Consider the following 22613-nt stretch of genomic DNA (forward strand, 5'->3'; position numbering starts at 1 on the left):
GCCGGCCTGGCCGTGCCGTTTCGTGGTTGTCCACCGAAACGGCGCGCTTCTACTAAAAGTTATGTATTTCTTGTTAGGTAAGTTAGAGGGAACGCAAACCCGCGCCGTTGTTGGCTTTCCGGCGTTTTCGTACTCCTGATAGCACGAGGGTCGTACTCCTGATAGCACGATACCCGGTACTCCTGATAGCACGAGGCCGTCCACAGGTTCTCCCGCAGTTATCCCCGTGCCGCGTGCGGCACGGGCCGGAAGGTCAGCAGCTCGGTGTTGTCGTCCGGCATCCGCTCGATGCCGAGGACGTAGCCGGGCAACGACTGCCGCGCCACCAGGGCGCGCACGTCGTAGGCGAAGTCCGAGAAGCGGGCCGCGCTGCCGGATTTGCGGTACAGGTGTCGGAAGTCGAATTGCCAGCCGTGCTCCTGCCGCCCGCCATGCTTGCGCACCAGGCGGTACAGCCAGCGTTCGATACCGCCCTTCAAGCGGAAATAGGCCGGGTCGATGGTCAGCACCAGGGCGGCGTCGAGCACGCCGGCATAGAACCAGTCCGGCAAGATCAGCTCGATGCCCAGCGGGGTGCCGCTGGCGTCGGCGAGTTCCTTCCACTCGTTGATCCACGAGAAGCGATGCAAGCGCCTTCCCGTGGTTTCGCGGATGGACGTGGCCACCGTGGTCGATTGCAGCCGGTCGAGGGCGGCCTTCAGGCGCTGGTAGTCGTTGAGGGACGTGCCGCGCCCGATGAAGCGCAAAATCTCGTAAGGCGTGGCGCGTATCCAGCGCGACGGGCGCAGGCCCGCGTCGCGCGCCTCCACGATCTGCGAGGCGGCCCATATCAGCACGTCGGCATCCCATATCGTTGCGATGCCGTGCTCCTGCGTGCCTTCCACGCGAATGGTGACGTTCCCGCTGCGGAAGTCGATCGGCGCCGTGCGCCGCGACTTGGCAAGCGAGAAGAACGGAAAGGCCATCAAGTCCTGGGAATCGCGTGGCGCCATGTCGCCCGGCAGCGCGCGGAACAGATCGAGCTGTTCGCGCTGCGGCAAGGCTTGCCCTGGCGGGCTGGACATGGCGAAGGCCACCCACGCGCCGACGATCAGCGGCCATCACGGTAGTCGCCCGCGTGGCGCTCGGCGTATTCGGGATCGGACGTGGCCTCGTAGCTGCGCTGGTCGGCCCAGGCATCGAGGTCGGACACCGCGTACATGACGCGGCGGCCGAACTTGCGGAACTTGGGGCCGCCGCCGATCACCCGCTGCTTCTCCAGCGTGCGCGGCGACAGCCGCAGGTAGTCGGCGGCTTCGTCGTTTGTCAGGTAGCGTTGAGGCTGCGAGGTCGCAGTGACGGCAGCGGCGGCAGGCCGCGAGGGAGCAGGTCGCATGGGATGTACCTCCATCAAGCCCGGCCACACCACGCGGCCGGATAGAGGCACTCTCAAGAAAGCAAGGCTTCTTGCTAAGGGACGATTCGCACGGGTCGAGAAACGTCCCCCCTAATGCGACGGGAACATTGGAAGCTGCGCTAGTCGGCGGTAGCCGCCGTGCATCAGCTCATCGCCGCGGCGTACCAGCCGCCGTACGCGGGCACGCAATGCACTGTCTTTGTGCCAGTCGGCCGCGACGGCATCCGCGCCGAACAGACCTTCGCCCACCTCGCGCAAGGAGGCTCCCGCGAGGGTCGCGTCGAGCGCTTGCAAGGTATGCAGTTCCAGCAGCGCGGCGGGCGTGGGGCGGGAGCGGGCTGTTGCCACAGGCGTGGCCACGGTTGCGGCAGATAGCGCATCCAGCTTCGCAGCGAGCGTGCGGTAGCGCGCACAGGGCGTGGCGCAGGCGCGTGTGGCGTAGAGATAGGCCGAACCATCTTCCAGGTCGGGTGCGAGTGCCAGCCGAACGCAGCAGCCTGGCCAATGCGATACGAGCACCAGGCGCTTGCCGTCGTGGGTCAGTTGCTTGCGCCCAGGAATGCGCCAGAACTCGAAGGTATGCGCATCGGGTGGTGGGTCGGCGTCGGGGTATAGCTGCACCACGGCATCGTGATCGGGGAACCAAGCAGGATGTGCGTCGCGCGCATCCAGGCCGGGATCTTCCAGCAGGCGCAGGCCCCAGGCCTGCGCCGCATCAGGCTTGCGACGCCGGCGTAGCCAGTCGCGCCGGTAGCTTGGATTCCTGCGCAAATACTCCCAAGCCAGCGCTGGGCCATCGAGGTGCAGCGTGTAGAGATACGCGGCCGTGGGATACCAGTGTTGGCTGCTGCGGTCAGTCATGGCGAAACCTCCCTGTTTCTGGGAACGTCGCCACAATTCCGCTGTGCGGGAGCTATCGAATCGCCATCAAGTGGTCATCAAACTCGGGTTACGCTTTAACTGCTGGTGTCAAGACAGATTCGCTCCAGTGCATTGCCGAAATCGTCTAAATGCGACGACTGCACCGCCCGGAAATGGGGTGCAGCATTGAACACCGTGCCGAATCTCGCGCCTGGCATCATGACTGTTTTGGTCAGGAGCGCACCACCCTGGTGCAAGCATGCGGATCAAGACTTGCCAGGTCTTGGCTAAGACCGAAATAGTCACAATGCGATACTTTTTGCCTGGTCGCGCTGGAATGCGTCAATCGGTGATCGAACCGTTTTCCTGAGCCAGTCGAACGTATTCCGACAGCGGCCGCGTCGGCTGGAAATACCGATCTCGTATCACGGGCTGCTTGAGCGGCCCGACGATGGACGCCAGATCGGACAGCTTCACCGTCGCCAGGGCAGGCATCCCGATCCCGAGGTCGATCAGGCCGTAGGCCGTATCGCCATCGGTCGGATCGAGCGCGGCCAATAGCCAGGTCGCATGTGCGTCCGGTGTGAACAGGCGCACCACGGGCAGCGGGTCACATTCCTGGCCTGCGGCGCGGGTGAGGCCGTGGGCCAGTAGGTGCACCCGGTCTTCCTCGGTGACAAGCGTGGTCAAGGCCGCGCCCCTTCCACGAACACACGCAATCGCCGAGGCGCATCTGTGCCTGCGGACGGATGCACGTATGCGCAAGCGCACGAAGCCGCAAAAGCGGAGAGGCACGAAGGCGTATTGGTGGAAGTCAGGAAAGACACGGATGCGGTTCCCTGGGTCTGAGGAAATCCGCAGATGCGGATCTCCGTAAAAGCACGGAAAAGGAAAACATCACCACCAAATGAACACTATAGATTGTAGTCCTATAGGGCGCAATGGGCTGTCATCTTGGTTTTTTGGGGAAACCATAGGTGGCAGCGAAGAACTCATTGGCAGCGGCGATTCGGACGGTAAGGAAGGCGCGTGGTTTGAGCCAGGAAGCGTTCTCCAACGTGTCCAGTCGCACCTACATGAGCACGCTGGAGCGCGACCTGAAAAGCCCAACCATCCAGAAGCTGGCCGATCTGTGCGAGGTCATGGAAGTGCATCCGCTCACGCTGCTCACATTGGCTTATGCCGGTGACAGCACCCGCGAAGCTGATGAATTGCTGGCACAGGTGCGCCAGGAACTCAGGGCGATATTGGAAGAGCCCGACACGCCTTAGCGCGTTGGCGTGTGGTACTGAATTGCAGCAAGCGGAGCGCGCAGCGCCGCAGGCGCGAAGGCGTGAGGGATTGAAGCCGGATGGCCGTGACGGCTTGCCGGCACGGGGCGAAGCCCGAAAGCCCGGCGGCGCTTACAGCGCCGACACGCCACACACCGCTCGTTGACACGGATTGCGAGCCACAAGGCACGCATGCAGGCCCGCCGTGACGGGCGTATCCAGCACGCGGCAGCAGCAGAAATCCTGCGCGTGCGGTGCTGCGATCAGCAGCATCGCGCCCCGCCGCAGTGGGCGGGACGCGGTAAGCGGCTGTCAGGCCGCCTTCGGCTTGTTGCGCGACCAGATCAGGTCGTGCGTGCCGTCCTCGTTCTCGATCAGGCGGGCATAGACCGTCGCCGGGAACGAAGGGTCGTCGATGGATACGGACAGGTATTCCCGCCCGGCCTCGCTGGTCTTCTTCCACGCTGCGCCGACTTCGTGGCCAGCCGCTTGCAGGTGGAAGTCGGGGGCGTTCTCGGTGTCGCCCTTGTCGTTGGGAACCAGCTTGACCTTGACGTTGAGCGTCAGGGTGCGAAGCGTGCCGGTGAAGCCGTCTTTCTCTGCGGTGAAGGTGCCGATGTTAGCCATGATGTTTCTCCTTTCGGGTTGAACAAGGTCGCGCCAGTGCGTCCTTGTTGTGATCCGGCCGGCGGGGGATGGGCTGGTCGCACCGCACAGCGGTCGCAACAACGTGGAGAACCTGGAAGCGAAAAGAATTTGTCCCGCGAGGAATGCGCGCAGCGCAGGGGAAATTGTTTTCGCTGCAAGGTTGCGGCCATCAAGCACAAGGCGCAGCCGCGCCACCGCCAGGATTCACAACAAGACAAGGACGCACAGGCCGCCCGCACCCGAATGGAGACGTGGCCAACTCGGCATCCCCGCGTGACGGCTGCACCGGCTTGCGCCCTGACGCGGGCCAGGTCAATGCCCCGACGACAAGGCCAGAGCGCCCCTGCCGCAGCTCACGGCCACATACTGAGGCGTGGTGTGGAAGCTCCATAGAAGCGAGGCTGGGCGGCGTGTCGGTGAACCGTCTTTCGTGACGTACAGACAACGAACCGCCAGCGTCGGGGACGGCACGCTTTCGTGCAACCTGCCGCAGCAAGCCGGGGCGTAGCCACACCAGCCCCGCCCATTGCGGCGGGGCTCGGTCGAATCGTTGGCGGCGCGATGCGCCGCCACACTTGCTGGCTTCGTGGATTTCGCGCACGAGCGCCCTTGTGCGTGGCCCCATCGCCGCCTGTCCGAAGGCGGCGATGGGGCGTTTTGGCTTTGAGCAGTGAAACCGGGCGCGGCCACCGCCGCGCCCGGAGTTTTCGACCACCGGCCCCAGGGCGGCACGGCTTGGGGCCGGTGCGGCTCGTTATTCCTTGGTTTCGATGATCCACCACACGGCGCGCGGCAAGGCGCGGCCCGTGAGGGGATGCAGATCGGTCAGGTCGGCGCGGGCCGTCCAGCCACGCGGCGGACGGTAGCCGCGCACGTCGCCGTCGCCGTGCCAGCGGCGGGCGCGCACCGTGCCGGAGGCATAGGTCGCAGCTATGCGGGGGCGGTTTGCGGGTTGGTGGGTCATGGCAGGCATCCTCAACATGAAGCGCCCCGGCCGGAACCGGGGCGCTATCTACGGTGCGAAGTCACGCGGCCAAAGCCTCGGCCTGCGGCTGGTCATCCGCCACGGCGGCCACTTCTTCCTGTGCTTCGGCTTCGCCATCCGCCGGCGCGTCCTGCCCGGTCTGCTGCGGGCCTTCGGAGCGGAAGATGGCGGGCATCCAGCCGGTGCCAGCGGCCAGCCGTTCGGCTTCGCTGGCAATGTCGCCCTTCTTCAACTTCGCCAGTCGGGTGACGTGCGAGGGCGCGAACCCGCCAACGGCTTCCAGAATCGCGGCCTTCGGCACATGCCGGAAGTAACCCTCATTGGTGGGCTGCCACCACGCGGCCATATCCAGCCCCACGGCCTGCGCCAGTTCCGCGCCGGGCTGGTGCGGCGTGGCGCGAGGCGTCACCACGTCCACCGTGGAAGCTAAGCACACGGCCAACAGCCGCACCAGTTCATCCTGTGATTTCGCCAGCAGCGCGGCGAACAGTTCGGCGCTGTCCTCCGGCAAGGTTTCGCCTGCCACCTGTTGCAGTTCGCGCAGCGCCACGGCGGCGGGTGATTCCGGCCAGTCCGGGGCCATGCCTTCCAGCCGGTCTTGCACCGTGAGGCGCACACCCAGCGGCAGGTCGTGCCCGTAGTGCCTTTCCTGCAAGACGGTCTGCACCATGCCATGCACCACGGCGGCCAGCGCTGCTTGCGGATGCCGTGCAACTTCGATTTGCAGCGCAGCGGTACGGTGCGCGCTCAACCGCTGCGCCAGTCGGTCAGACATGGCGGCGGTCTTGGGCTGCTCGTCGTCCTCGCCTGCGTCCTCGTTCGCGGCTTCGCCTTCGCTGCCGAAACCCTGCCGCAGCCGCTCCAGCGTGCGCAGTGCCTTGGCCTCCGCTTCGCGCAGCAGCCCGCGATGAATCGCGGCCTGCCCGTCGCGGTCGATGGTGACAATGGCACCGGCTGCGGCCTTCACGTTGGCCGCATAGTCCAGCAAGCCATCTTCCAGCGCCTGCAACTGCTCGCCCAGGCGTTCGCCTTCTTCCTGCAAGGCATCGGCCTTTTCCTCGTCCTCGTCGTCCAGCGCGGCATCCACCGCCTCGGCCAGTTCGTGCAGCTTGGTTTGCAGCTTCTCGATGCGCTGCGCGTCGCGCTTGTTCGGACTGCGGCGTTCCCTTGGCGCACGCTGGAAGGCTTGCAGATCGGCATGGGTCATGCCCGGCGTGGCATCCACCCACGCCCAGCCCTCGGCCTGCACCTTGGCGGCGATACCTGCCAGCTTGTCCTGCGCCAGCCGTTCCAGCAGTGCGGCATCGGTCAGATACACGCCTTTGTCGCCCTCCGCGAACAGGTCGCGGCGGATGCCACCGCCTTCCTGCTCGTAGCCGTCCAGCCCGACAAAGCGCACCAGCGGATGCCGGTAGGCGTCGATTTCGCGTTCGGTCAGGCGGTCGCGCAGGTTGTGCGGGCCGCGCTGCCATGTGGGCGCATCGTAGAACGCGGCTTCCTGCGCAGCATGGTCGTCGGTGATGGCGAGGGCCATCAACTGGTCAAGGCTCACGGCCTCGGCCCGGTAGTCGGCCAGCAGGCGCGGCGACACGTTGGCGAGTTTCAGACGGCGCTGCACCACCAGCGGCGTGACGCTGAAATCCGCTGCAATGTCCTCGATGCTGCGGCCTTCGGCCACGAGCGCGGCGAACGCCTCGAACTGGTCGGCGGGGTGCATGGCTTCGCGCTGCACGTTCTCGGTGAGGCTGGCCGTGCGGGCGGTGCCATCGGCCACCAGCAGGCAAGGCACCTCCCATTCCTTGCTAATGCGGTGCTTTTTCGCCAGCAGCTTCAACGCTGCGAGGCGACGGTCACCGGCCACGACCTCGTAATGCTCGCCATCGGCGGCGGCAATCACGATGAGGTTTTGCAGCAGGCCGACACGCTGGATGCTGGCGGCGAGTTCGGGAATGGACATGCGCGGGGTCTTGCGCACGTTGCGGCCAGTGGGACGCGACACCAGCCGCGACAGCGGAACCAGAATCAGGTTCTTGGTCGGATCAGCGGCTTCCAGCGGGATAGCGGCGGCGGTGTTGATGGCGCGGGCTTCGGTTTGGGTAACGGCGTTCATGGTGATAACTCCTATCGGTTCAGGGATGCAGCAGCGAAGAAAGCGACAAGGGCTGCTGCCTGCCCCTGCCGCGTGGGGATTCAGGCTTTCAACTGGCGCATGCCATCGGCCAGCAGCCAGAGGGCGCGATTTAGTCGGATGTTTTGGTCGATGCCCTGCACCGGGCGGGTTTGCTGTCGGCGCCCGTTGGCGCTGCGGCCACGCAGCCCGCCTTGGGTCAGGTTTTCTTGGGTGCGGTTGAACACGCTCCACAGGTCGGGGCGGCGGTCGTCGAAGCGGCGCGGCATCAGGATTTGCGATTCCGTGATGGGCGCGGGCTTGTCGGGGTCGTCGTACTTGAGGGCGAGCGCGGCGCGGGCGAACACTTCGGATTCGCCATCGTCCAAGGTGATGCCGCGCATGGCATCGCGCGATTCCTTCACCCGATCGAAACCGCTCAAGACTTCGTAAGCCCCCTCAATGACCAGACCGGCCACGTCGCCTTTATGGGGCACTCGCACATCGGCCACGGTGTTGCCGCAGACAAGGCCATTGCTGCACACGAACCGGAACATTCCGGCCAGCATCTGATAGCTGCTGGTGCCGTCGTGCGAGTTCAGCAGCACGATTTCGTTGGCCTCCGCGCCGTTGATCTGGCTGGCATGGCGCAAGCGAATCATGTGTTTGGTGTGCTCGCGCTTGCCTTCGTCGCGCACGCGGGTTTGCGTCACCATGAAAGGCTGGAAGCCTTCTTTGCGAAGCTCGGTCAGCACGGCGGCGGTGGGGATATAGGCGTACCGCTGCGAACGGCTCTCGTGCGGGGCATCCGCGAAGATGGACGGGGCCACGCGGTGAATCTGGTCGTCGGACAGCGGGTAATCGCTGCGCAGCGAGGGGGAGCGGAAAGCGAAACGGGATGCGAGTTGCATGGTCTTTCTCCTGACAAAAGAGGTTTGCTGTTCACACCGCACACCGGATTTCTAGATTCGGAGCCCAGCCTTTCGGCTGTTTGGTGCGGTCGGCACGAGGAACCCGGTTGGCCCTGTTGCCACCGTCTTTCCTGAGTTCATCGCCCGCGCCCAAAGGAGCGCGCGGACGGGGGCCGTCAAGGAGCCAAGCGCAGGGTTGGTGCGGCCCGCAGGCGCAGCCGAGGACACGGCCCTGCGCGCCTTGACGGCACACGGTCGCGGGCTACGGTCGCGGGTAAGGTGATGAAGTCAGGGGAGACGGCTGGACAAGGCAACGGCCATCCCTTTGTGCTGACCGCACGCAAGCGAAGCGCGCAGGCCCGAAGCTGGAAGCCGGGCCGTAGGCGTCAGCGATGCGGAAGGCTGGCGAAGCCAGTCCCGCCAGGGATGAGCGACTAGCGAACCTGGAGCAGCGCGATCCGCGAAGCGGAGACGCAAGAGGACTCTTCGTTTACCATTTGTTTCGCAAGCAAATGATGGGAAAGCAAGAACACGGAGATATAGAGATGATTGTCTGCATCAACCGCCTCAAACAGTTCGGAATCTTCAGCGACTTCAATGGAACGAAGATCCAAAAGTTCGGCCGGTACAACCTGGTCTATGGTTGGAATGGAACAGGCAAGTCAACGTTATCGAATCTATTCTCTTGCTTTGAGCTTCGCTCGATGGTTCCCCGCTTCAGCACGGGCCAATTTTCAGTAGTTCTGGAGGATGGCTCAACGATCACGGAATCCACACTCCACTCATCCCAATTGAATATTCATGTTTTCAATCAACGCTTCGTGCATGAGAACATTGATTGGGACAAATCCGTAAAGAGCATCCTTCTTATTGCGAAAGAGAAGATTGATGACTTGCAGAAGCTGGAGAAGCTGAAGAGCGAGCTTCAGTCGAAAAAGAAGGCTCACGACGACAAGCAAAGCGATATCAAGAAGCAGCGTGAGGCATTAGAGAAGTTCCTGACCAATGCTGCCAAGAAAATGAAGCTTGGACTTCAGGCGATTGATACGAGCGACAGTTATTACTTGAATTACGACCGCCGCAAGCTCTTCAACTTCATACAGAATAACGGCGAGACAATTATCAAGGCGGAGTCGGTTCTTCCAGATGAGAGGGTTATCGACCTTACGAATGCCGCCAAGCCAGATCAGCTTCCAAGCATTGCTTTCGCCTCAACGGCCATTGAGCCGGACTACTTTAAGAAAGCGGCGGGCCGCATCAGAGATTTGATTGGGACTACGGCGGTCAATCAAGCAATCCAGCGGCTGACCGATAACCCGGAAATCCGCGAATGGGTTCAAGCAGGCTTGGAAATCCATAAAAACCACGACTCGCAATCCTGCGAGTTCTGCGGCTCTCCGTTCGCCCAGCTTCGTGCCGAGGCGCTTGCTGCCCACTTCAGCAAGGAGTTCACGGAGTTTCAGAGCCGACTTCAGAACGCGGCGACATGGATTGAATCTCAAGGCGCTCCAGCTAATCAGTTTCCCGCATCGACCGAGTTTTATAAAGAACTATCGGCCGAGGCAGAGAAGCTTCAAAAGGACTACGCAACTGCTGCTGAAAAGATCGACCAGCAAATCGACGCCTGGCGGGAAGCCCTGAAGGCCAAGATCACAGACCCTGGGAAGACAGACATTCAGATCTCGGATGTGGTTGAAGACGATGTCACCAATTTCAATGACATCCTGAAATCGATTGTTGCTCTCGTTGGAAAGCACAACAATAAGACTTCAAATTTCAAATCTGAGACCTCAAAAAGCAAGGTGGCACTGGAGCTTCACTTTGCTGCGGCTGAGGTGCAAGAGTTTGACTATGCTGGAAGTGAGAAGAAGTGCAATGACCTTGAGTCAGAAGCAAAGAACGACCATAAGGAAATTGAAAAAATTAGTCTAGAGGTCGGAGCCATAGAAGCGGCGCTCTCGAATGAAACGGTCGGGGCAAAGGAGTTCAATGACATCCTGCATCGCTTCATTGGCCGCTCTGAGCTTTGCCTGAACTTCAATCAGAAGAAGAAAGGCTATGAGATCATCAGAAACGGGGTTGGTGAGCACGATGGGAATTTGAGCGAAGGTGAGAAAACTGCGATTGCATTTGTCTATTTCATCACGAAGCTCAAAGAAAATGGAAATAACATCAAGGATACGATCGTCGTCGTTGACGATCCGGTCTCAAGCTTTGATTCTAATCACTTGTTTCACGCCTACTCGTTTTTGAGAACGCAATGCACTGAAGCCAAGCAACTTTTTGTGCTGACTCACAACTTCACTTACTTTAAGCTAGTGAGAGACTGGTTCACTGGCACCAATAGGAATCGAGTCAAAAAAGGCAACGCCGAGAATTGCTTCTTTTATCGCCTGGATGCGCCACCTGGCTCCCCTCGTCACTCCCTACTTGTGGATGCCGACGACTCACTCAAGAACTACGGTTCCGAGTACCACTATATCTTCAAGAAGCTCTACGAATATAGGGCGCACACAACACTCAATCGAGATGAGGCGTTCTTGACCGCCAACCTCGCCCGAAAGCTTGTTGAATCGTTTTTCACCTTCAAATATCCAAGGCGTCGAAGCGACATTAGTCAATTGATGGAGGCTGGCCTAAAAGATTGCACCATCACGACACCAGAGCTTAAAGAAAAAATCTACCGCTTTATCAATAAGTATTCACATAGCGACGTTATTGAGATAACAGAGGAATCCGCAGAAAACTTGGCAGGCGAAAGCCACAGCGTCATCGGGAACATCTTCCAGTGGCTGGAAGAGGTGGACAAGAAACATTACGACGAGATGATTCAGGTTGCGACGGCCTGAGCATCAGGCCGCGAGGGCCATAGCTATGCCACCAGGCGCAGCAAAAAGGGGCCGAAGCCCCTTGGGCTAGATCAGCCCATGCTCGGCGAACGATGCCGTTTCGTTGCCCGCAACGATGATGTGATCGAGCACGCGCACGTCCACCAGACCCAACGCTTCCTTGAGCCGCTGGGTCAGCGCCCGGTCAGCCGCGCTCGGCTCGGGGTTTCCGCTCGGATGGTTGTGCGAAACGACGACCGCCGCCGCATTGAGCCGCAGCGCCTCCTTGACCACTTCGCGCGGATACACCGACGCACCGTCAATAGTGCCGTGGAACATCTCCCTGTATTCGATCAGACGATGGCGCGTATCCATGAACAGCACTACGAACACCTCATGCTCGAAGCTGGCCAACTTTGTACGCAAGTATTCCTTGACCGCCGCCGGCGAAGTGAACTCTGCTCCGCGCCGCATTTTCCGGTCAATGACCTGGCGCGCAGCTTCCAGAATGTCGTCGGCCGATGCCGGTAGATAGCGCCCGTGCGCGTCGCGCACCAGCAGACAGGAATCGAACGAGGGAAAGGACAGTTGCGACATGATCGTGCTCCGGTTGCTCGGGCGGAATTGCCCGGAACCGGCGGCAGCACGGCGCAGCGCAAGCAGTCAGGGGTCGCAGACGGCCGCCAGGACGCAAGCGCGCATGGCGCGCGCCGCCCTTGACGGCGAGAACGCCGTGATACGGTGAAGGGAACAGCAAGACCGCCCACACCCGCCCACTGCACAGAGTCGATTTTTGGCAAGCGGAGCGCGCAGGCCCGGATCAACGAGCCGGGACGGAGGCGTCAGTGATGGAAGCCCGACAGGGGCGAGACTCGCGCAGCGAAGCTCGATGCGCAGCACGACAGCGCGACGGCGGCACGCCGGGACGCCCGACTGCTTGGGACAGGACTACTCGTTGTCCGTCTTGCGCTGCTCGATTTGCAACTGCGCCCGTTGCGTTGCCTGTTGCAGCCGCTCCACCAGCACGCCCCTCGGCGGCAAGGCGGTCAGATACTCGGCAACGTGGATGCCGGACTTGTCCAGCTCCAGCAATTCGATCTGCTCGCGCTTCTTGCCGGTGCAAAGGATGATCCCGAGCGGCGAGGCTTCCTCCGGCTCCCGTTCGTGCTTGTCTAGCCACCGAAGGTAAAGCTCCATCTGCCCTTTGTAGGCCGCCTTGAAGTCACCTACCTTCAACTCCACCGCAACCAGCCGCCGCAGCTTGCGGTTGTAGAACAGAAGGTCAAGGTGGAAATCCTCGTCGTCGATCGGAATGCGCTTCTGCCGGGCGACGAATGAGAAGCCCGCGCCCAGCTCCAGCAGGAAGGACTCCATTTCACGGATGATCGCCGCTTCCAAGTCGCCTTCCTGCCAAGTGTCCCGCAGGCCCAGGAAGTCGAGGATGTACGGGTCGCGCATGACCAGGGCCGGCGACATGCGCTGCGCATCGCGCAGGGTCGCCAACTCCTGCGCTATGGTTTCTTCCGGCTTTTGGGAAAGCGCCGTGCGCTCGTACAGCATCGAGTCGATACGCTCGCGCAGCGTCCGCACGCTCCAGCGTTGGGTGCTGGCCATCTGTGCGTAGTAGTCCCGCTGGAGCGGGTCTTTCAGCGGCATCAGGGCGATGAAGTGCGTCCAGCTCAATTCTCGTATCAGTGATACGAGAATTCGCTCGTCGGGGAAGGTGGCGGCGAACTGCACCATGCGGCGCAAGTTCTGCTCTGCAAAGCTGCTGCCGTACTCCTCCACCAACTGCGCAGCCAAGGTGGGCAGAACTTCCTTGCCGTAGGCGCCCCGGCGCCTGTCCAAGACCTGCGTGTGGATGCGTTGGCCGATGCGCCAGTAGAGCATCGTAAGCTCGCTATTCACCGTCGAGGCGGCGCGCAAGCGCGCCGCCTCGATCAGTGCCCGAATGTCGCCCAGCAGCGCCGCGGGCGCTGCGAGCGATGCTGCTGATGGCCGGCGCCCGTTCATGCCACCGCCTCCGCAAGCTGCCGCGCGCCCGTGATGGCTTGGCGGCGGCTGGCCACCAGCTCGGCCGCCTCGCGCACCGGCTTGTCCTCGGTGTGGACGTAGTGCATGAACATCGCCACGGTCTTGTGGCCCGTCAGCTTCATTCCCACTTTGGTCGGCACACCGGAATTGGCAATGTCGGTGGTCGAGCGATGACGGATGCCGTGCGTGCCTACGTGCGGCACGCTGGCGGCCTTGAGCGTCCGGCACCAGCCGCCATAGTGCTCGCCAAAGGTCAGGTGCTTGGCCGGGTCGTTCGGCGACGGCAGGACGTAAGGGCAGCCTTCCAGACGCGGCGCCGTCGAAAGCAGCCGATAGGCTTCCTCGCTCATGGGCTTGGAAATGCCGCCAACCTTGCTGTCGGGCCACACCACGCGCCGGTTCTCGAAGTCCAGCCAGCTCCATTCGAGCGGGCAGATTTCGGAGCGCCGCGCCGCAAACTCGAATTGCAGCCGGATCGCCAACGGGATGACGTAGTTCTCCAGCCCCTCCGCCTCCAGTTTCTCCAACTGGCGGAAGATCCGCACCATTTCCTCGTCCACGATGAGCCGGGTTTCCTTGCCCGGCGGGTACATCGGGACGTGGCGGCACGGATTCGTGCCGTCCGGGCGGAAGCCCCAGACTTCGGCCAAGTTGAACATCTTGCGCAGCACGCCGAAGGTCTTGTTGGCCTCGGTCGGCTTGTAGGCCAGCTTTTCCATGAGCCCCGCAATGTCGGGCCGCTTCACGTCATGCACCTTCTTGCGGCCCAGCAGCGGGATGATGTTGCGGTCGATGACGCCCTGGTAGCCGTCCTGCGTGCTGACCTTGTTGCGCTTCTTGGAGTAGTCCTCCATGAACTTTTTGCACAACTCGGCCATCGTGGGCGCCTTGCGCGCCTCGGCCTTGGCACCGCCGGGATCACCACCCCGGCGAACCTCGGCCAGCCAGTCCTGCGCTTTGACCCGCGCCTGTTCGACGGTTAGCTCCCCGTAGAGTCCCAGCGAGGGCTTGCGGGGCTGGCCAGAGTTCGTGCGGTACTGGAGCATGAACACCCGGCGTCCCGTCGAGGTAATCTTGCAAAGGAAGCCGGGCACGACGGTATCCCGTAGTTCGATGTCCTTCGCCTGGGGTTGCGCCGACTCTACGGCGGTCTTGGTGAGCTTGATCTTTGCCATGATGACTCCTTGGAACGACCCGGATTCCAGGAGCCAGATAGGAGCGGCGCGAGGGAGAACCGGGTCAAGTTTCAGAAAGCACCGGCATATGATGGAAGCGCGTAAGCTATTGATAAACCTGCTGTATCGGGCTACGTCGCAGTCCAGCGAACTACCGGGCTGGAGTCATCGTGAAACAAAAAAAGGGGGCCCGCCAGTTCAGCAACGAGCCGGAGTTATACGTCAAATAGTTGCAAAAAAAATTAGATTCCCGGAACAAATCCACATAAGATTGGGATACTGTACTTTTGCTGAAAATAACTTAAGGTTGACCATGTCCGAAACTAAACAGGCGTATTTGATGAAATTTCGTAAGTGCTCTTCATTTGACACACTGGAAAAAGTATTTGAACGACTCTGTGAAAAGAATGTTGGTATAGTTTCACTAGAAATTTCCGGGGCATATGACCATCGAAAAGCTGAATTGACAATGAAAAAACTCTACGATAAAGTCCCCGCCAGTGTATGGACCCTGGTTCGTCAGTAAAATGAAAATCCCGGGAACCATTATACAGCCGACGTTTAACAAAAAGAGGTTTATGAAATCGTCTGTTGAACATATAAATTTATTAAATTATTTATTACCACCTCTGGGAATTAGTTTAATCAGAAAAGTAATAACTTCACTTAAAATGCTTTACTTGCTCTGTTGTGGTAAAACGCATGGGAATTAAACCTTTATTAATTTTAACTCTTCCATTCATCTCCTTTTATTTAAACGCGGCGAGCCTAAACGAGTTCAGTCAAAAACTGGATGAAGGTTACCGTTACGCCTGTAACGCAACTCAGACGGGCAACGCAGAGGTTGCCTCTCTGGCGCTTGAGAACTACAGGGCAAATTTCACTACCTCAGACCCAAAAGTTGGTTTCAGCCAGATAATGAATGATGAAATAAACAAGGTTGTCTCGAATTTTTTCAGAATGGGCATGATCCAGGGGAACACCAGTACTGCGGCCTGCGAGACGCCTTCGGAGTTGCTGAGTCAGACCGCTTTGGCGGTATATTCCCGACAGGAAAAGGCGGCGTTGGCATCGAGCCTTGATGCTGTCCGCTTCACTGAATATGCGGCGCAGGCCTACCCGATTTTTGATTCAATCCGGAGTACAAGCATCAGTGAGGATGAAGTAATTAATCAGATTAATAAAATTGGGAATAATGCAATTATAAATGACAAGAATGCTATTGACGCCAGCAATGCGACAAGTGCGATGAAAAACGTAGTGACTGTACTTTTTTCTGCCCGGAGTGACCCGGAACTTATGCAATTTATGATGGGTTATATTGATCAACACAAACTGGATTGAATGTAGGGTCCAGTATTTATATTAAATCAGCTTTCGTCCTGAAAGTGAGCCCACTGTTGGAATGCTCACTAATTCCGGTTCCGTCCGTATTAATAAGTCTCACTGCTGGTGGAGGGACGGGCAACCGGAAAAGTAGCTTTTTACCAGCATAGAATTGCCATCGCTTTATCCATTTGCCCCTGCCACAGTAATAAAAGCAACTTAAAAACTCATGAAAAAAGACCTCTTATCGAAATGTCATACTGCTTTCGTCCGATATAGTGAATGTCTGTATGCTGCGGGGGAAATAACATGCGAAAGAGCTATACCTATGGGATTCCTTTCGGACTCCATCGCGAAACTGGACGGTATCTGGACATCACGGAAGTAAGCAGAGGGAGTGCATGCAACTGTATCTGCCCCGGGTGTCGTACGGATTTGATCGCCAGGCAGGGTGAGGTCAAACTCTGGCACTATAGCCACACCACGGACCTCTTCGGTGATTGTGACGGCTTGATGGAGGCGATTCGGGGAAAAATTATTGAAGTTGTCCGGGAAAGACATCTTCTCGGTTTCCCGCATCTTCTGGCCGGTTATGAAGGCGGGAAGGTGCCACTTGATGAGGTAAGCGGCAGCGGAAGCATGTTCGGCGCCACGGCAGATCTGTTTGTGAAGGTTAACGACCTCTGTGTCGCCGTGTTTCTTGATACCGATCGCAGCGTGGCCGGGAAGCTGACGTTCGACCATCTCCATCCCTCGGAAATGGTAGCAGCATTACGTATCGATCTGCCGGATATAGAATACGAAATCAGTCAGGTACAACTTGGCAGGCGAGATGGAACCTACAGCGAACGTATCGAGAAAATTATCATTGATGAGACGGAGTCACGAGAGTGGTTGTATCATCCCATGATGCAGGAACTGGGGACTGAACCCCTGAAGGTTTATCAGGGCCGTGAGCCTGCGGAAGCAGGACCACTTCTCCAGCGTCTTTCCGACTGCTACATGAAGCTGCCGGACATCTTACCCCAGAGCATGAATACGCTGATAAGAATGCAGCAGGACACCATCGTTTGTTTGTGTCGGCTCACCGTCAGAGCATCCAATATAGCCCAGACTGATGAATTTCCGCTGTTTATACGTTACTTCCGTCTGCATTGTCTCGACACCAGTGAGCATGTGAATTACGAGAAATTGCTGAACTGGCAGGACATGATCACAAAATCACAGGAAGGGCAGTCGCTAACGATGGAGGAACGGGATTATCTCCAGGAAATCGCCCGTATTGGCCTCTACAACCACCGACTTAAAAGTGTCTGCCTGACGGCCTGCGAAGACAGTAAGGTGGCAACAACTGAAGGACCAACAAATTTCTCATTGCTCTGAAGGGGGCTGGGGAGTTACGGGCCTGGCGGGCATGGAAACGTAAACAAAATCTACTTGCTCGCCTTAAGCAGTAATGGGTTGTTCATTTCTTACATGGTCTCAGAGTACCTATCATGATCAGTCCGGTAATATAAACTGGCACAGCCATCATAACAGCCCAACGCTAATGGACATACATTAGCGTTGGGCTGTTATGGCCGAAAGACTGGATCAGGAGTTCCGGATTTTTGCGCGGTAGGTGTGTTTGATCCTTTCAATCGTGGCAAGAGATGCATTCCAGTAGCGTTCAGCGTCGGGGCGATATTGGTCATCGAAGATGCAAAGATTCAATAATAGTGTAATTAGCGTCTCCTGGCGGCAAAGTCAGTCGGCCGGAACTGGTAAACTGTATTCCACCTCACCCGGGCTGGCGGGCGACTGACGTCTTGCCGGTTCATAGCCGGTGGTCGCGTCTGACAATGCGGTGTCCTGCCGGTAGTGACGCTGGCAGGGAGGTTTGCCAAATATACCCTACAGGGACTTCAGGAATGAATACGTTCGAACAGTTTAAAGCACAGGTCACCCAACATGCCTGTGGACTCGGTCCGGAACAACTGGCCGGGTACTGGGGGCGGTCCACCAGCGGCGAATGTGTTTCGCCATCGTATGAAGTGTTCAGGGGTTATCCGACCCGCCATCCGCTGGCGGAGTTTGTGGAGATGGCTGCATCCCGCAACGGCATCAGGCCGGATGACTACCTGGGTGATTTACTCCGGGGGCCGCATGAGGTTGTCGGCTCCCTGACGGATGACAGCACGTCACCCGCCGCCAGCCTGCCTGTCTATTTCTTCCCGGGTGCCGGGATTTACGCTGCGGCGGTCAGTGATACCGAGGTGCTCGATGTCTGGATGAGCTGGCCTTGCTACCCGGAAAACTGGTGAACATCCGAAACCGGGTTAACCGGCCGGGGATGATTTCCACGACAGCTGGTGCGGACGTGATAACACAATTGCATGTCCTCATCCCTAATGCCCCCTGCCAGACCCTTCCGTGCGGTCAGGCTTCGCCTGATTCCCGATCGGCGCGTATACATCAGGCTATAACTCTTTGTTTTCTTTTTATTTTCTTCCTGTTTACTCGAAATTCGCGGGCGGCCTTGCCAGGGCACAATTGTCAAATACGTGATACTGATGGCTGCACATTGTTAATGTCGGGCACGATGTTTTGTAGTTAACAAGCACTAGTTGGATGAGGACATGCAACTTCATGATGTATCTGACGCTGTTGACTCATGGCAGTCGCCAGTTCAGTTACACCATAAACGTTAGCTTTTAATAAGAGAGGGTTACTATGTTTAGAACTGAGCAAAAGTCAGAGCATTTAGGCCAGGTCATGATGATTGATCCGGAGCTGGTTGGGCAGGGCATAGAGGTTGGACAGGTCGTTGTGTTTGATCTGGGGCACGCCAGCAAAGGCGTTGTGCATTTGATGCGCGAAAGCAAAAAGCGTGATTGTTTTTCCCCTACAACAGAGCGCAAACAGACTTTCAATATGACCGATCAAACTACCAAGGGAGGTTGATACGGGTAAGACGACTGTGGGGCACATCTCACACTGATGATGAGGTCATGCAACCTATTAGTCACCGACTTGGCTGATGTTATGATGTACATCGCTTTCATCTCTTTAGACCGGTCTGAAGTAGAGTCTCAATAATCCGTGAGGAATTCGTTATGAGCCGTGAAGTACCTGCTGGTAGGTTTTTTTGTATGGATGAGTTCCACAATCATCATATGAACGATGATGTCATTCGCGAAAGGCTCCGCTCAATAGACGGTATCCCCGGTGTGAGCTATCAGGTATATGGCGATAATGTTTTCGTGTTCGAGAAACTTGTCCAACTGGTGAAACAGAATGGCCATAACCTGGCAACAGCCTTAGACCTCGTTCCGCAGGCAACAATGACCGCCTCAGAGGCTATTGAGGAGTGGTCGGTCTTCCCGGCGCCATATTCTCGTGAGATCAATAATACCGACCATAGTCAGGCGATCTACCACCCTTATTTCAATGCGTATTTGCCCCGGAAATATCCTGACCGTGACGCCTGTAATGCGGATGCGACCAGATTGCTTCTCGGTAATCCTGTCGAGGGTGAGGGGGATTTTGTCTACCGGGGGCAGTCCATGATCCTTCGCCAGCCCTTTACACTCGACCGTCTTCCCCCACGGCCTGAATGGGATGTGCCGGTGTATGAAAATCCCGGTGCCTACACGCATCTCTGGAACACGGATTTTGTCAGTGGCTTCGCGCCGGTTTCCGAATCTTTGTTTAACGAGGTTAAATCAGCGGAGTGGGAATGGAACCACGCTATCGCCGCGACATGCGCGTACATGGGAAATCCGGAGTGTTTCGCCTCGTTGTGGCCCCGGGCGGGAGAGTTCGGACTGGAGCAGCTGGAGCTCAAATCCAGTGACGTTGACGAACTCGATCCGGAATACCACCAGCAATTCCAGGCTATATACCCGGAGCTGTCCATGTTGTCCCCGGCCGCTATCCAGAGAGCCTATGACGAGTACTGTGAATCGATGTGGGAATACCCTGAGAGGTGCGACGGATTTCTTTATCACCTTATTGGCAGTACCGTCAGTTCGAATGTGTCCCGCGACAACCCGGAAAAAACAGGAAGACTCATCGCACACGCATGGCTGACAGGAGCCTCGGTTGAGGATGCCTATCGTTTTGGCTCAGAGGCTCAGCAGTTCGATACCGCTCTTTCTGGGCTGGCGTATCAGGTATCCGTGGCCATGAAATTTGTTGCCGGTGATTCTGCGGCCGCAGGAAATGAAGGCCATCCGATCAGCACACTTTCCGATACCTTCCGTCAGATGAGAAAAGTAAGTAGTACCCTCCTGACGGCCACACAGAACGGCCGGAAATGATAAGCACTAACCAATATGGATTCTAACAAAAAGCACGATGAATACGTCGACTGGCTCATTGAGCAGGCAGACGATCATGAAATAAATGCCATCAGCTCAGGACTCAGAGATGCGTGGGAACTTTGTACGACCTTTCTGGCCTGTGTTTTGCTCGGCAGTGGGATGGTTCTTGCCTGCTTAAATATCACTCAGTAGGGAAATCTGATGACAACTCAAATTGAAGTTATGACGGTCGCTGAGCTGCATGCTCAACTACAACAGCTGGTGGATGATTGGCTCGGAGATATTCCGGTATGTGCGACAGATCTCCGCGCCCGGTAACGGTACCGGCGGCGACATTTTTCCGGTGAAAACCCAGCAGGACTACCGTGCCGCCTACCGTAAGCTCGAAGCGGATGGATATGCACCGGCCGTTATCGAACAAATGACCACAGGCGCTGCCTACAATCTGGCTTATCCACGAATCCCGTTAAAACGCTCTGAGAACGCCACCAGCGAACGGAAGCGAAAACCTGACGTGGACATTCAGGGAGAGCCTTGCGAGCGCTTTGTGACCCAGCGGAGCGGCGCAGCGCAGACAAAATTCAAGAATCTCCTTGTTGAGAATTTCGCGGGTCGGTGTGCGGTCACGGGATGGGTTAATGGTGGTGTGCTGGTAGCGGCTCATATCGAGCATGGGACGCGCTACAACCCTTCGAACGGCATCCTGTTGACGCCGACAATGCACGCGCTGTTTGACGCGGATCTGATGGGTATAGACCCGTCCACACTCACCGTTCATTTTAAACCGGGCATCGAGGCGGGAGAGCTGTTTGAAGGCAAAACGCTCAACCCGTTGGTGTATGACCTGGATACAGACCGGCTGGCTGCTCGCTGGGCTGATTTCCTCGGTACCGAGGAATAGATGGAAAATCCAGCCTATACCGGATGACAGTGTTTCCTGGTTAGGCACCTCATTCTGAGATGTGCTGACTGCACGCCACCATTTTATTGAAAACCGACAGAGTTGATACCACTAATGCCAAATTACCTTACGGGATATTTAAAAGCGACCATTGTTATTTTATCTGCGGGCCTGTCAGGTTGCGACCTGGCAAATGGTGCGACGGAAAGTGGAGTGTATCAGAAATACACGAATGGACCTTTCAGGGAGCCGACTATCGTGATGAGTCCGGGCTGGCGAATGGATGACCACGGCAAGGAAGCACTTATATTCGGGAGCAGCCAATGCCCAGATGCTAACGGCAACACTACGTCTGAGGGCGGTTGCGTCCTCATTGAGAATCACTCTGAGACTGTCGCGGTCATCGTTGTTGATGCGACAAAGCAATTCCGACGCCAGGAAACATGGACGATTGAACATAAAAAGGATCGGACCATTGTGATGCGCCCGGATAACAGTTATGTGATGCCCTGGGTAAAATAGCCAATTAAGTTAATCAAATTAGGATTCATACTATGGGCATTCAAGATTTGGTTGGAAAAGAAAGAGAGCTGATCGTCGTCGCACTACTGGCCCTGCATCGTGAACGCGTTAATAGTTTTAATTCAGCTTGCACGGCATGTTCATTAGCGGGGAAAGAATGGCCGGAACAGGAAATGTTTGGTATTAACGAAGTAATGAATGCCCTCCGCATGGTTGGTGCTTTGCCTGTGAGATAATGAGACCTGCTAGCTTCGCATCTGGCTGATTGATTGCCTGACCTATAACGGATTTCATGAGTTTTGAAGAGATTCTGATGTGGACGCCGTGAACAGGCCTCTTAGCGACGAGGGCTCGTTTTTATGACTAGGCGTGGACGCCAGTGCCAACCTGAATGAACAATGGGATGCAAACCGGAAACAACATGAACACCAGAGTGAATAAGCCTCAACCCGTCAGGCTTCGCCCTGTCTTCCAGAAACTGGAAGAGCTGGGGTTAACAGGGGAAATTATTTCCATTCGCACGGACGGGAAAACTGGAACCTTAACTCCAGACCTGAAGCCTGGTATCTTCAAAACGGGTCCCTGCCAAACGAAACGGATCATGACCGGCAACTGGGTTATCGCTGACTCAAGGGACTACTTTGAACATGTTGTTCTGTGTGTTGAGCGTCCAGACGGAGCCTATGACATATTCACCGGCTCTTTCATAAAATTATATCCGGTTGAAAACTGCAAAAGCAAAATCGTCGAAATGAGTAACCCTGTCCTGGTGGGCATGACTTACTCCATCCGGAAGGTTTTTAATGGAGGAAAGTTCAGTCGGCGAGGAATTGCCTATCTCTCGATCCCCGCAGTAACATCAACAAAAGTAACTTTTCCTTCCCGAACGTATCAGGAGGGGCAGGAACAAATCACAATGTCGAGCCCGGACCAGGCACCATTTTCCGAAGATGTCCGGAAAAACTGCGCCGGTACGTGTGTTCTTACCGGCGTTCGAGCCAGACAAAGAACTGAGGCAGCGCACATTAAACCCCGTCATGCTGGTGGTGAGCCGGATGTGACAAACGGGATTCTACTGCGAAGTGACATCCACACCCTCTTTGACAATTGGCACTTTTCAATCGACCCTGATTCAATGAAAGCCCGTTTCAGCCCGGATGTGCTCTCCGTCGATAAAGACTTGCTACAACTGGAAGGCAAGCAAATTGATTTTTCCCGCTTGCAAATGCCTATCAATATTGAATACCTGCGACATCACTGGAACGAATTTTTTAACCGTCATGGCAATCCATTCAGAAAGAAAGAGCCAAATAATAAAAATCAACAATTATGAAAAACGCCCAG

24 protein-coding genes are annotated in these 22613 nt (G+C 57.4%); 12 read left to right on the plus strand and 12 right to left on the minus strand.

Going from position 1 to position 22613, the window contains the following annotated elements:
• Nucleotides 1–218: 218 nt before the first annotated feature.
• The 4 genes from OH663_RS15850 to OH663_RS15865 form a co-directional block, all read right to left on the minus strand.
• Nucleotides 219–1040, minus strand: a complete 822-nt coding sequence (locus tag OH663_RS15850) for a replication initiator protein A (RefSeq protein ID WP_022580213.1) — start codon at nucleotides 1038–1040, stop codon at nucleotides 219–221.
• A gap of 50 nt (nucleotides 1041–1090) precedes the next feature.
• A complete protein-coding gene (locus OH663_RS15855) occupies nucleotides 1091–1375 on the minus strand; it encodes a helix-turn-helix transcriptional regulator (RefSeq protein WP_001247107.1) in 285 nt (94 codons plus the stop codon).
• Nucleotides 1376–1486: 111 nt separating this feature from the next.
• Nucleotides 1487–2257, minus strand: coding sequence for a DUF2285 domain-containing protein (locus OH663_RS15860; protein ID WP_003092318.1), 771 nt, complete (start codon nucleotides 2255–2257; stop codon nucleotides 1487–1489).
• A 342-nt stretch (nucleotides 2258–2599) separates the two neighbouring features.
• Nucleotides 2600–2947 carry a DUF2958 domain-containing protein gene (locus OH663_RS15865; protein ID WP_016487838.1) on the minus strand — a complete coding sequence of 116 codons (348 nt, stop codon included), beginning with the start codon at nucleotides 2945–2947 and terminating at the stop codon, nucleotides 2600–2602.
• Between the two features lie 287 nt (nucleotides 2948–3234).
• Here OH663_RS15865 and OH663_RS15870 point away from each other — a divergent pair, with 287 nt between their 5' ends.
• Complete coding sequence (locus OH663_RS15870) at nucleotides 3235–3528, plus strand: helix-turn-helix domain-containing protein (RefSeq protein ID WP_006379425.1); 294 nt, start codon at nucleotides 3235–3237, stop codon at nucleotides 3526–3528.
• Between the two features lie 312 nt (nucleotides 3529–3840).
• On the opposite strand, the gene OH663_RS15875 is transcribed toward OH663_RS15870, so the two are convergent.
• The 5 genes from OH663_RS15875 to OH663_RS15895 all read right to left on the minus strand — a co-directional run bounded on the left by OH663_RS15875 (nucleotide 3841) and on the right by OH663_RS15895 (nucleotide 8179).
• Entirely contained in the window at nucleotides 3841–4155 is a 315-nt protein-coding gene (locus OH663_RS15875) for a DUF736 domain-containing protein (RefSeq protein WP_001273857.1), read from the minus strand.
• A 190-nt stretch (nucleotides 4156–4345) separates the two neighbouring features.
• A complete protein-coding gene (locus OH663_RS15880; protein WP_263525776.1) occupies nucleotides 4346–4690 on the minus strand; it encodes a hypothetical protein in 345 nt (114 codons plus the stop codon).
• Between the two features lie 240 nt (nucleotides 4691–4930).
• The gene (locus OH663_RS15885) at nucleotides 4931–5140 is read right to left on the minus strand and encodes a hypothetical protein (protein WP_022580212.1); all 210 of its coding nucleotides are present in this window, start codon (nucleotides 5138–5140) and stop codon (nucleotides 4931–4933) included.
• Between the two features lie 61 nt (nucleotides 5141–5201).
• Nucleotides 5202–7271 (minus strand): ParB/RepB/Spo0J family partition protein, encoded by a 2070-nt coding sequence (locus OH663_RS15890; protein ID WP_000994919.1) that lies wholly within the window; start codon nucleotides 7269–7271, stop codon nucleotides 5202–5204.
• 80 nt (nucleotides 7272–7351) lie between these two features.
• Nucleotides 7352–8179 (minus strand): DUF932 domain-containing protein, encoded by an 828-nt coding sequence (locus tag OH663_RS15895; RefSeq protein WP_003092327.1) that lies wholly within the window; start codon nucleotides 8177–8179, stop codon nucleotides 7352–7354.
• Nucleotides 8180–8571: 392 nt separating this feature from the next.
• On the opposite strand from OH663_RS15895, the gene OH663_RS15900 reads away from it, so the two are divergent.
• A complete protein-coding gene (locus OH663_RS15900) occupies nucleotides 8572–11028 on the plus strand; it encodes an ATP-binding protein (RefSeq protein WP_001223964.1) in 2457 nt (818 codons plus the stop codon).
• Between the two features lie 66 nt (nucleotides 11029–11094).
• Here OH663_RS15900 and radC read toward each other — a convergent pair whose 3' ends face one another.
• From radC to OH663_RS15915, 3 genes are all read right to left on the minus strand, one after another.
• On the minus strand, nucleotides 11095–11604 hold the full coding sequence (gene radC, locus OH663_RS15905; RefSeq protein ID WP_003092330.1) for a RadC family protein: 510 nt from the start codon (nucleotides 11602–11604) through the stop codon (nucleotides 11095–11097).
• A 351-nt stretch (nucleotides 11605–11955) separates the two neighbouring features.
• Nucleotides 11956–13020, minus strand: a complete 1065-nt coding sequence (locus OH663_RS15910) for a PDDEXK nuclease domain-containing protein (protein WP_003092331.1) — start codon at nucleotides 13018–13020, stop codon at nucleotides 11956–11958.
• Nucleotides 13017–14216, minus strand: a complete 1200-nt coding sequence (locus OH663_RS15915; protein ID WP_001062689.1) for a tyrosine-type recombinase/integrase — start codon at nucleotides 14214–14216, stop codon at nucleotides 13017–13019. Before OH663_RS15915 ends, OH663_RS15910 begins: the two co-directional genes overlap by 4 nt.
• Nucleotides 14217–14529: 313 nt before the next feature.
• On the opposite strand from OH663_RS15915, the gene OH663_RS15920 reads away from it, so the two are divergent.
• The 10 genes from OH663_RS15920 to OH663_RS15965 all read left to right on the plus strand — a co-directional run bounded on the left by OH663_RS15920 (nucleotide 14530) and on the right by OH663_RS15965 (nucleotide 22602).
• Nucleotides 14530–14742, plus strand: a complete 213-nt coding sequence (locus tag OH663_RS15920) for an Hha/YmoA family nucleoid-associated regulatory protein (RefSeq protein WP_022652191.1) — start codon at nucleotides 14530–14532, stop codon at nucleotides 14740–14742.
• Nucleotides 14743–14918: 176 nt separating this feature from the next.
• Entirely contained in the window at nucleotides 14919–15560 is a 642-nt protein-coding gene (locus tag OH663_RS15925; RefSeq protein ID WP_040115272.1) for a hypothetical protein, read from the plus strand.
• Between the two features lie 291 nt (nucleotides 15561–15851).
• Nucleotides 15852–16925 (plus strand): competence protein CoiA family protein, encoded by a 1074-nt coding sequence (locus OH663_RS15930; RefSeq protein ID WP_022652192.1) that lies wholly within the window; start codon nucleotides 15852–15854, stop codon nucleotides 16923–16925.
• Nucleotides 16926–17452: 527 nt separating this feature from the next.
• Complete coding sequence (locus tag OH663_RS15935; RefSeq protein WP_022652193.1) at nucleotides 17453–17845, plus strand: hypothetical protein; 393 nt, start codon at nucleotides 17453–17455, stop codon at nucleotides 17843–17845.
• A gap of 409 nt (nucleotides 17846–18254) precedes the next feature.
• The gene (locus tag OH663_RS15940) at nucleotides 18255–18485 is read left to right on the plus strand and encodes a hypothetical protein (protein ID WP_022652194.1); all 231 of its coding nucleotides are present in this window, start codon (nucleotides 18255–18257) and stop codon (nucleotides 18483–18485) included.
• Nucleotides 18486–18637: 152 nt separating this feature from the next.
• Nucleotides 18638–19843 (plus strand): hypothetical protein, encoded by a 1206-nt coding sequence (locus OH663_RS15945; RefSeq protein ID WP_015063155.1) that lies wholly within the window; start codon nucleotides 18638–18640, stop codon nucleotides 19841–19843.
• 295 nt (nucleotides 19844–20138) lie between these two features.
• Nucleotides 20139–20747 carry an HNH endonuclease gene (locus OH663_RS15950; RefSeq protein ID WP_225622165.1) on the plus strand — a complete coding sequence of 203 codons (609 nt, stop codon included), beginning with the start codon at nucleotides 20139–20141 and terminating at the stop codon, nucleotides 20745–20747.
• A gap of 114 nt (nucleotides 20748–20861) precedes the next feature.
• The gene (locus OH663_RS15955) at nucleotides 20862–21269 is read left to right on the plus strand and encodes a hypothetical protein (protein WP_015063157.1); all 408 of its coding nucleotides are present in this window, start codon (nucleotides 20862–20864) and stop codon (nucleotides 21267–21269) included.
• A gap of 32 nt (nucleotides 21270–21301) precedes the next feature.
• Nucleotides 21302–21505, plus strand: coding sequence for a hypothetical protein (locus tag OH663_RS15960; RefSeq protein WP_022652195.1), 204 nt, complete (start codon nucleotides 21302–21304; stop codon nucleotides 21503–21505).
• A gap of 185 nt (nucleotides 21506–21690) precedes the next feature.
• On the plus strand, nucleotides 21691–22602 hold the full coding sequence (locus OH663_RS15965) for an HNH endonuclease (RefSeq protein WP_022652196.1): 912 nt from the start codon (nucleotides 21691–21693) through the stop codon (nucleotides 22600–22602).
• The last annotated feature ends 11 nt before the right edge of the window (nucleotides 22603–22613 follow it).

Origin of the sequence: Citrobacter sp. Marseille-Q5395 (genome assembly GCF_947057495.1) — a bacterium.
Classification (GTDB): Bacteria; Pseudomonadota; Gammaproteobacteria; order Enterobacterales; family Enterobacteriaceae; genus Citrobacter; species Citrobacter murliniae.

Bases quoted from the DNA above. Each gene is read 5' to 3' on its own strand.
- OH663_RS15855 (WP_001247107.1), bottom strand. From the start codon at position 1,375: ATGCGACCTGCTCCCTCGCGGCCTGCCGCCGCTGCCGTCACTGCGACC.
- OH663_RS15860 (WP_003092318.1), bottom strand. From the start codon at position 2,257: ATGACTGACCGCAGCAGCCAACACTGGTATCCCACGGCCGCGTATCTC.
- OH663_RS15875 (WP_001273857.1), bottom strand. From the start codon at position 4,155: ATGGCTAACATCGGCACCTTCACCGCAGAGAAAGACGGCTTCACCGGC.
- OH663_RS15885 (WP_022580212.1), bottom strand. From the start codon at position 5,140: ATGACCCACCAACCCGCAAACCGCCCCCGCATAGCTGCGACCTATGCC.
- OH663_RS15890 (WP_000994919.1), bottom strand. From the start codon at position 7,271: ATGAACGCCGTTACCCAAACCGAAGCCCGCGCCATCAACACCGCCGCC.
- OH663_RS15895 (WP_003092327.1), bottom strand. From the start codon at position 8,179: ATGCAACTCGCATCCCGTTTCGCTTTCCGCTCCCCCTCGCTGCGCAGC.
- OH663_RS15900 (WP_001223964.1), top strand. From the start codon at position 8,572: ATGCGGAAGGCTGGCGAAGCCAGTCCCGCCAGGGATGAGCGACTAGCG.
- radC (WP_003092330.1), bottom strand. From the start codon at position 11,604: ATGTCGCAACTGTCCTTTCCCTCGTTCGATTCCTGTCTGCTGGTGCGC.
- OH663_RS15910 (WP_003092331.1), bottom strand. From the start codon at position 13,020: ATGAACGGGCGCCGGCCATCAGCAGCATCGCTCGCAGCGCCCGCGGCG.
- OH663_RS15915 (WP_001062689.1), bottom strand. From the start codon at position 14,216: ATGGCAAAGATCAAGCTCACCAAGACCGCCGTAGAGTCGGCGCAACCC.
- OH663_RS15920 (WP_022652191.1), top strand. From the start codon at position 14,530: ATGTCCGAAACTAAACAGGCGTATTTGATGAAATTTCGTAAGTGCTCT.
- OH663_RS15925 (WP_040115272.1), top strand. From the start codon at position 14,919: ATGGGAATTAAACCTTTATTAATTTTAACTCTTCCATTCATCTCCTTT.
- OH663_RS15930 (WP_022652192.1), top strand. From the start codon at position 15,852: ATGCGAAAGAGCTATACCTATGGGATTCCTTTCGGACTCCATCGCGAA.
- OH663_RS15935 (WP_022652193.1), top strand. From the start codon at position 17,453: ATGAATACGTTCGAACAGTTTAAAGCACAGGTCACCCAACATGCCTGT.
- OH663_RS15940 (WP_022652194.1), top strand. From the start codon at position 18,255: ATGTTTAGAACTGAGCAAAAGTCAGAGCATTTAGGCCAGGTCATGATG.
- OH663_RS15945 (WP_015063155.1), top strand. From the start codon at position 18,638: ATGAGCCGTGAAGTACCTGCTGGTAGGTTTTTTTGTATGGATGAGTTC.
- OH663_RS15955 (WP_015063157.1), top strand. From the start codon at position 20,862: ATGCCAAATTACCTTACGGGATATTTAAAAGCGACCATTGTTATTTTA.
- OH663_RS15960 (WP_022652195.1), top strand. From the start codon at position 21,302: ATGGGCATTCAAGATTTGGTTGGAAAAGAAAGAGAGCTGATCGTCGTC.
- OH663_RS15965 (WP_022652196.1), top strand. From the start codon at position 21,691: ATGAACACCAGAGTGAATAAGCCTCAACCCGTCAGGCTTCGCCCTGTC.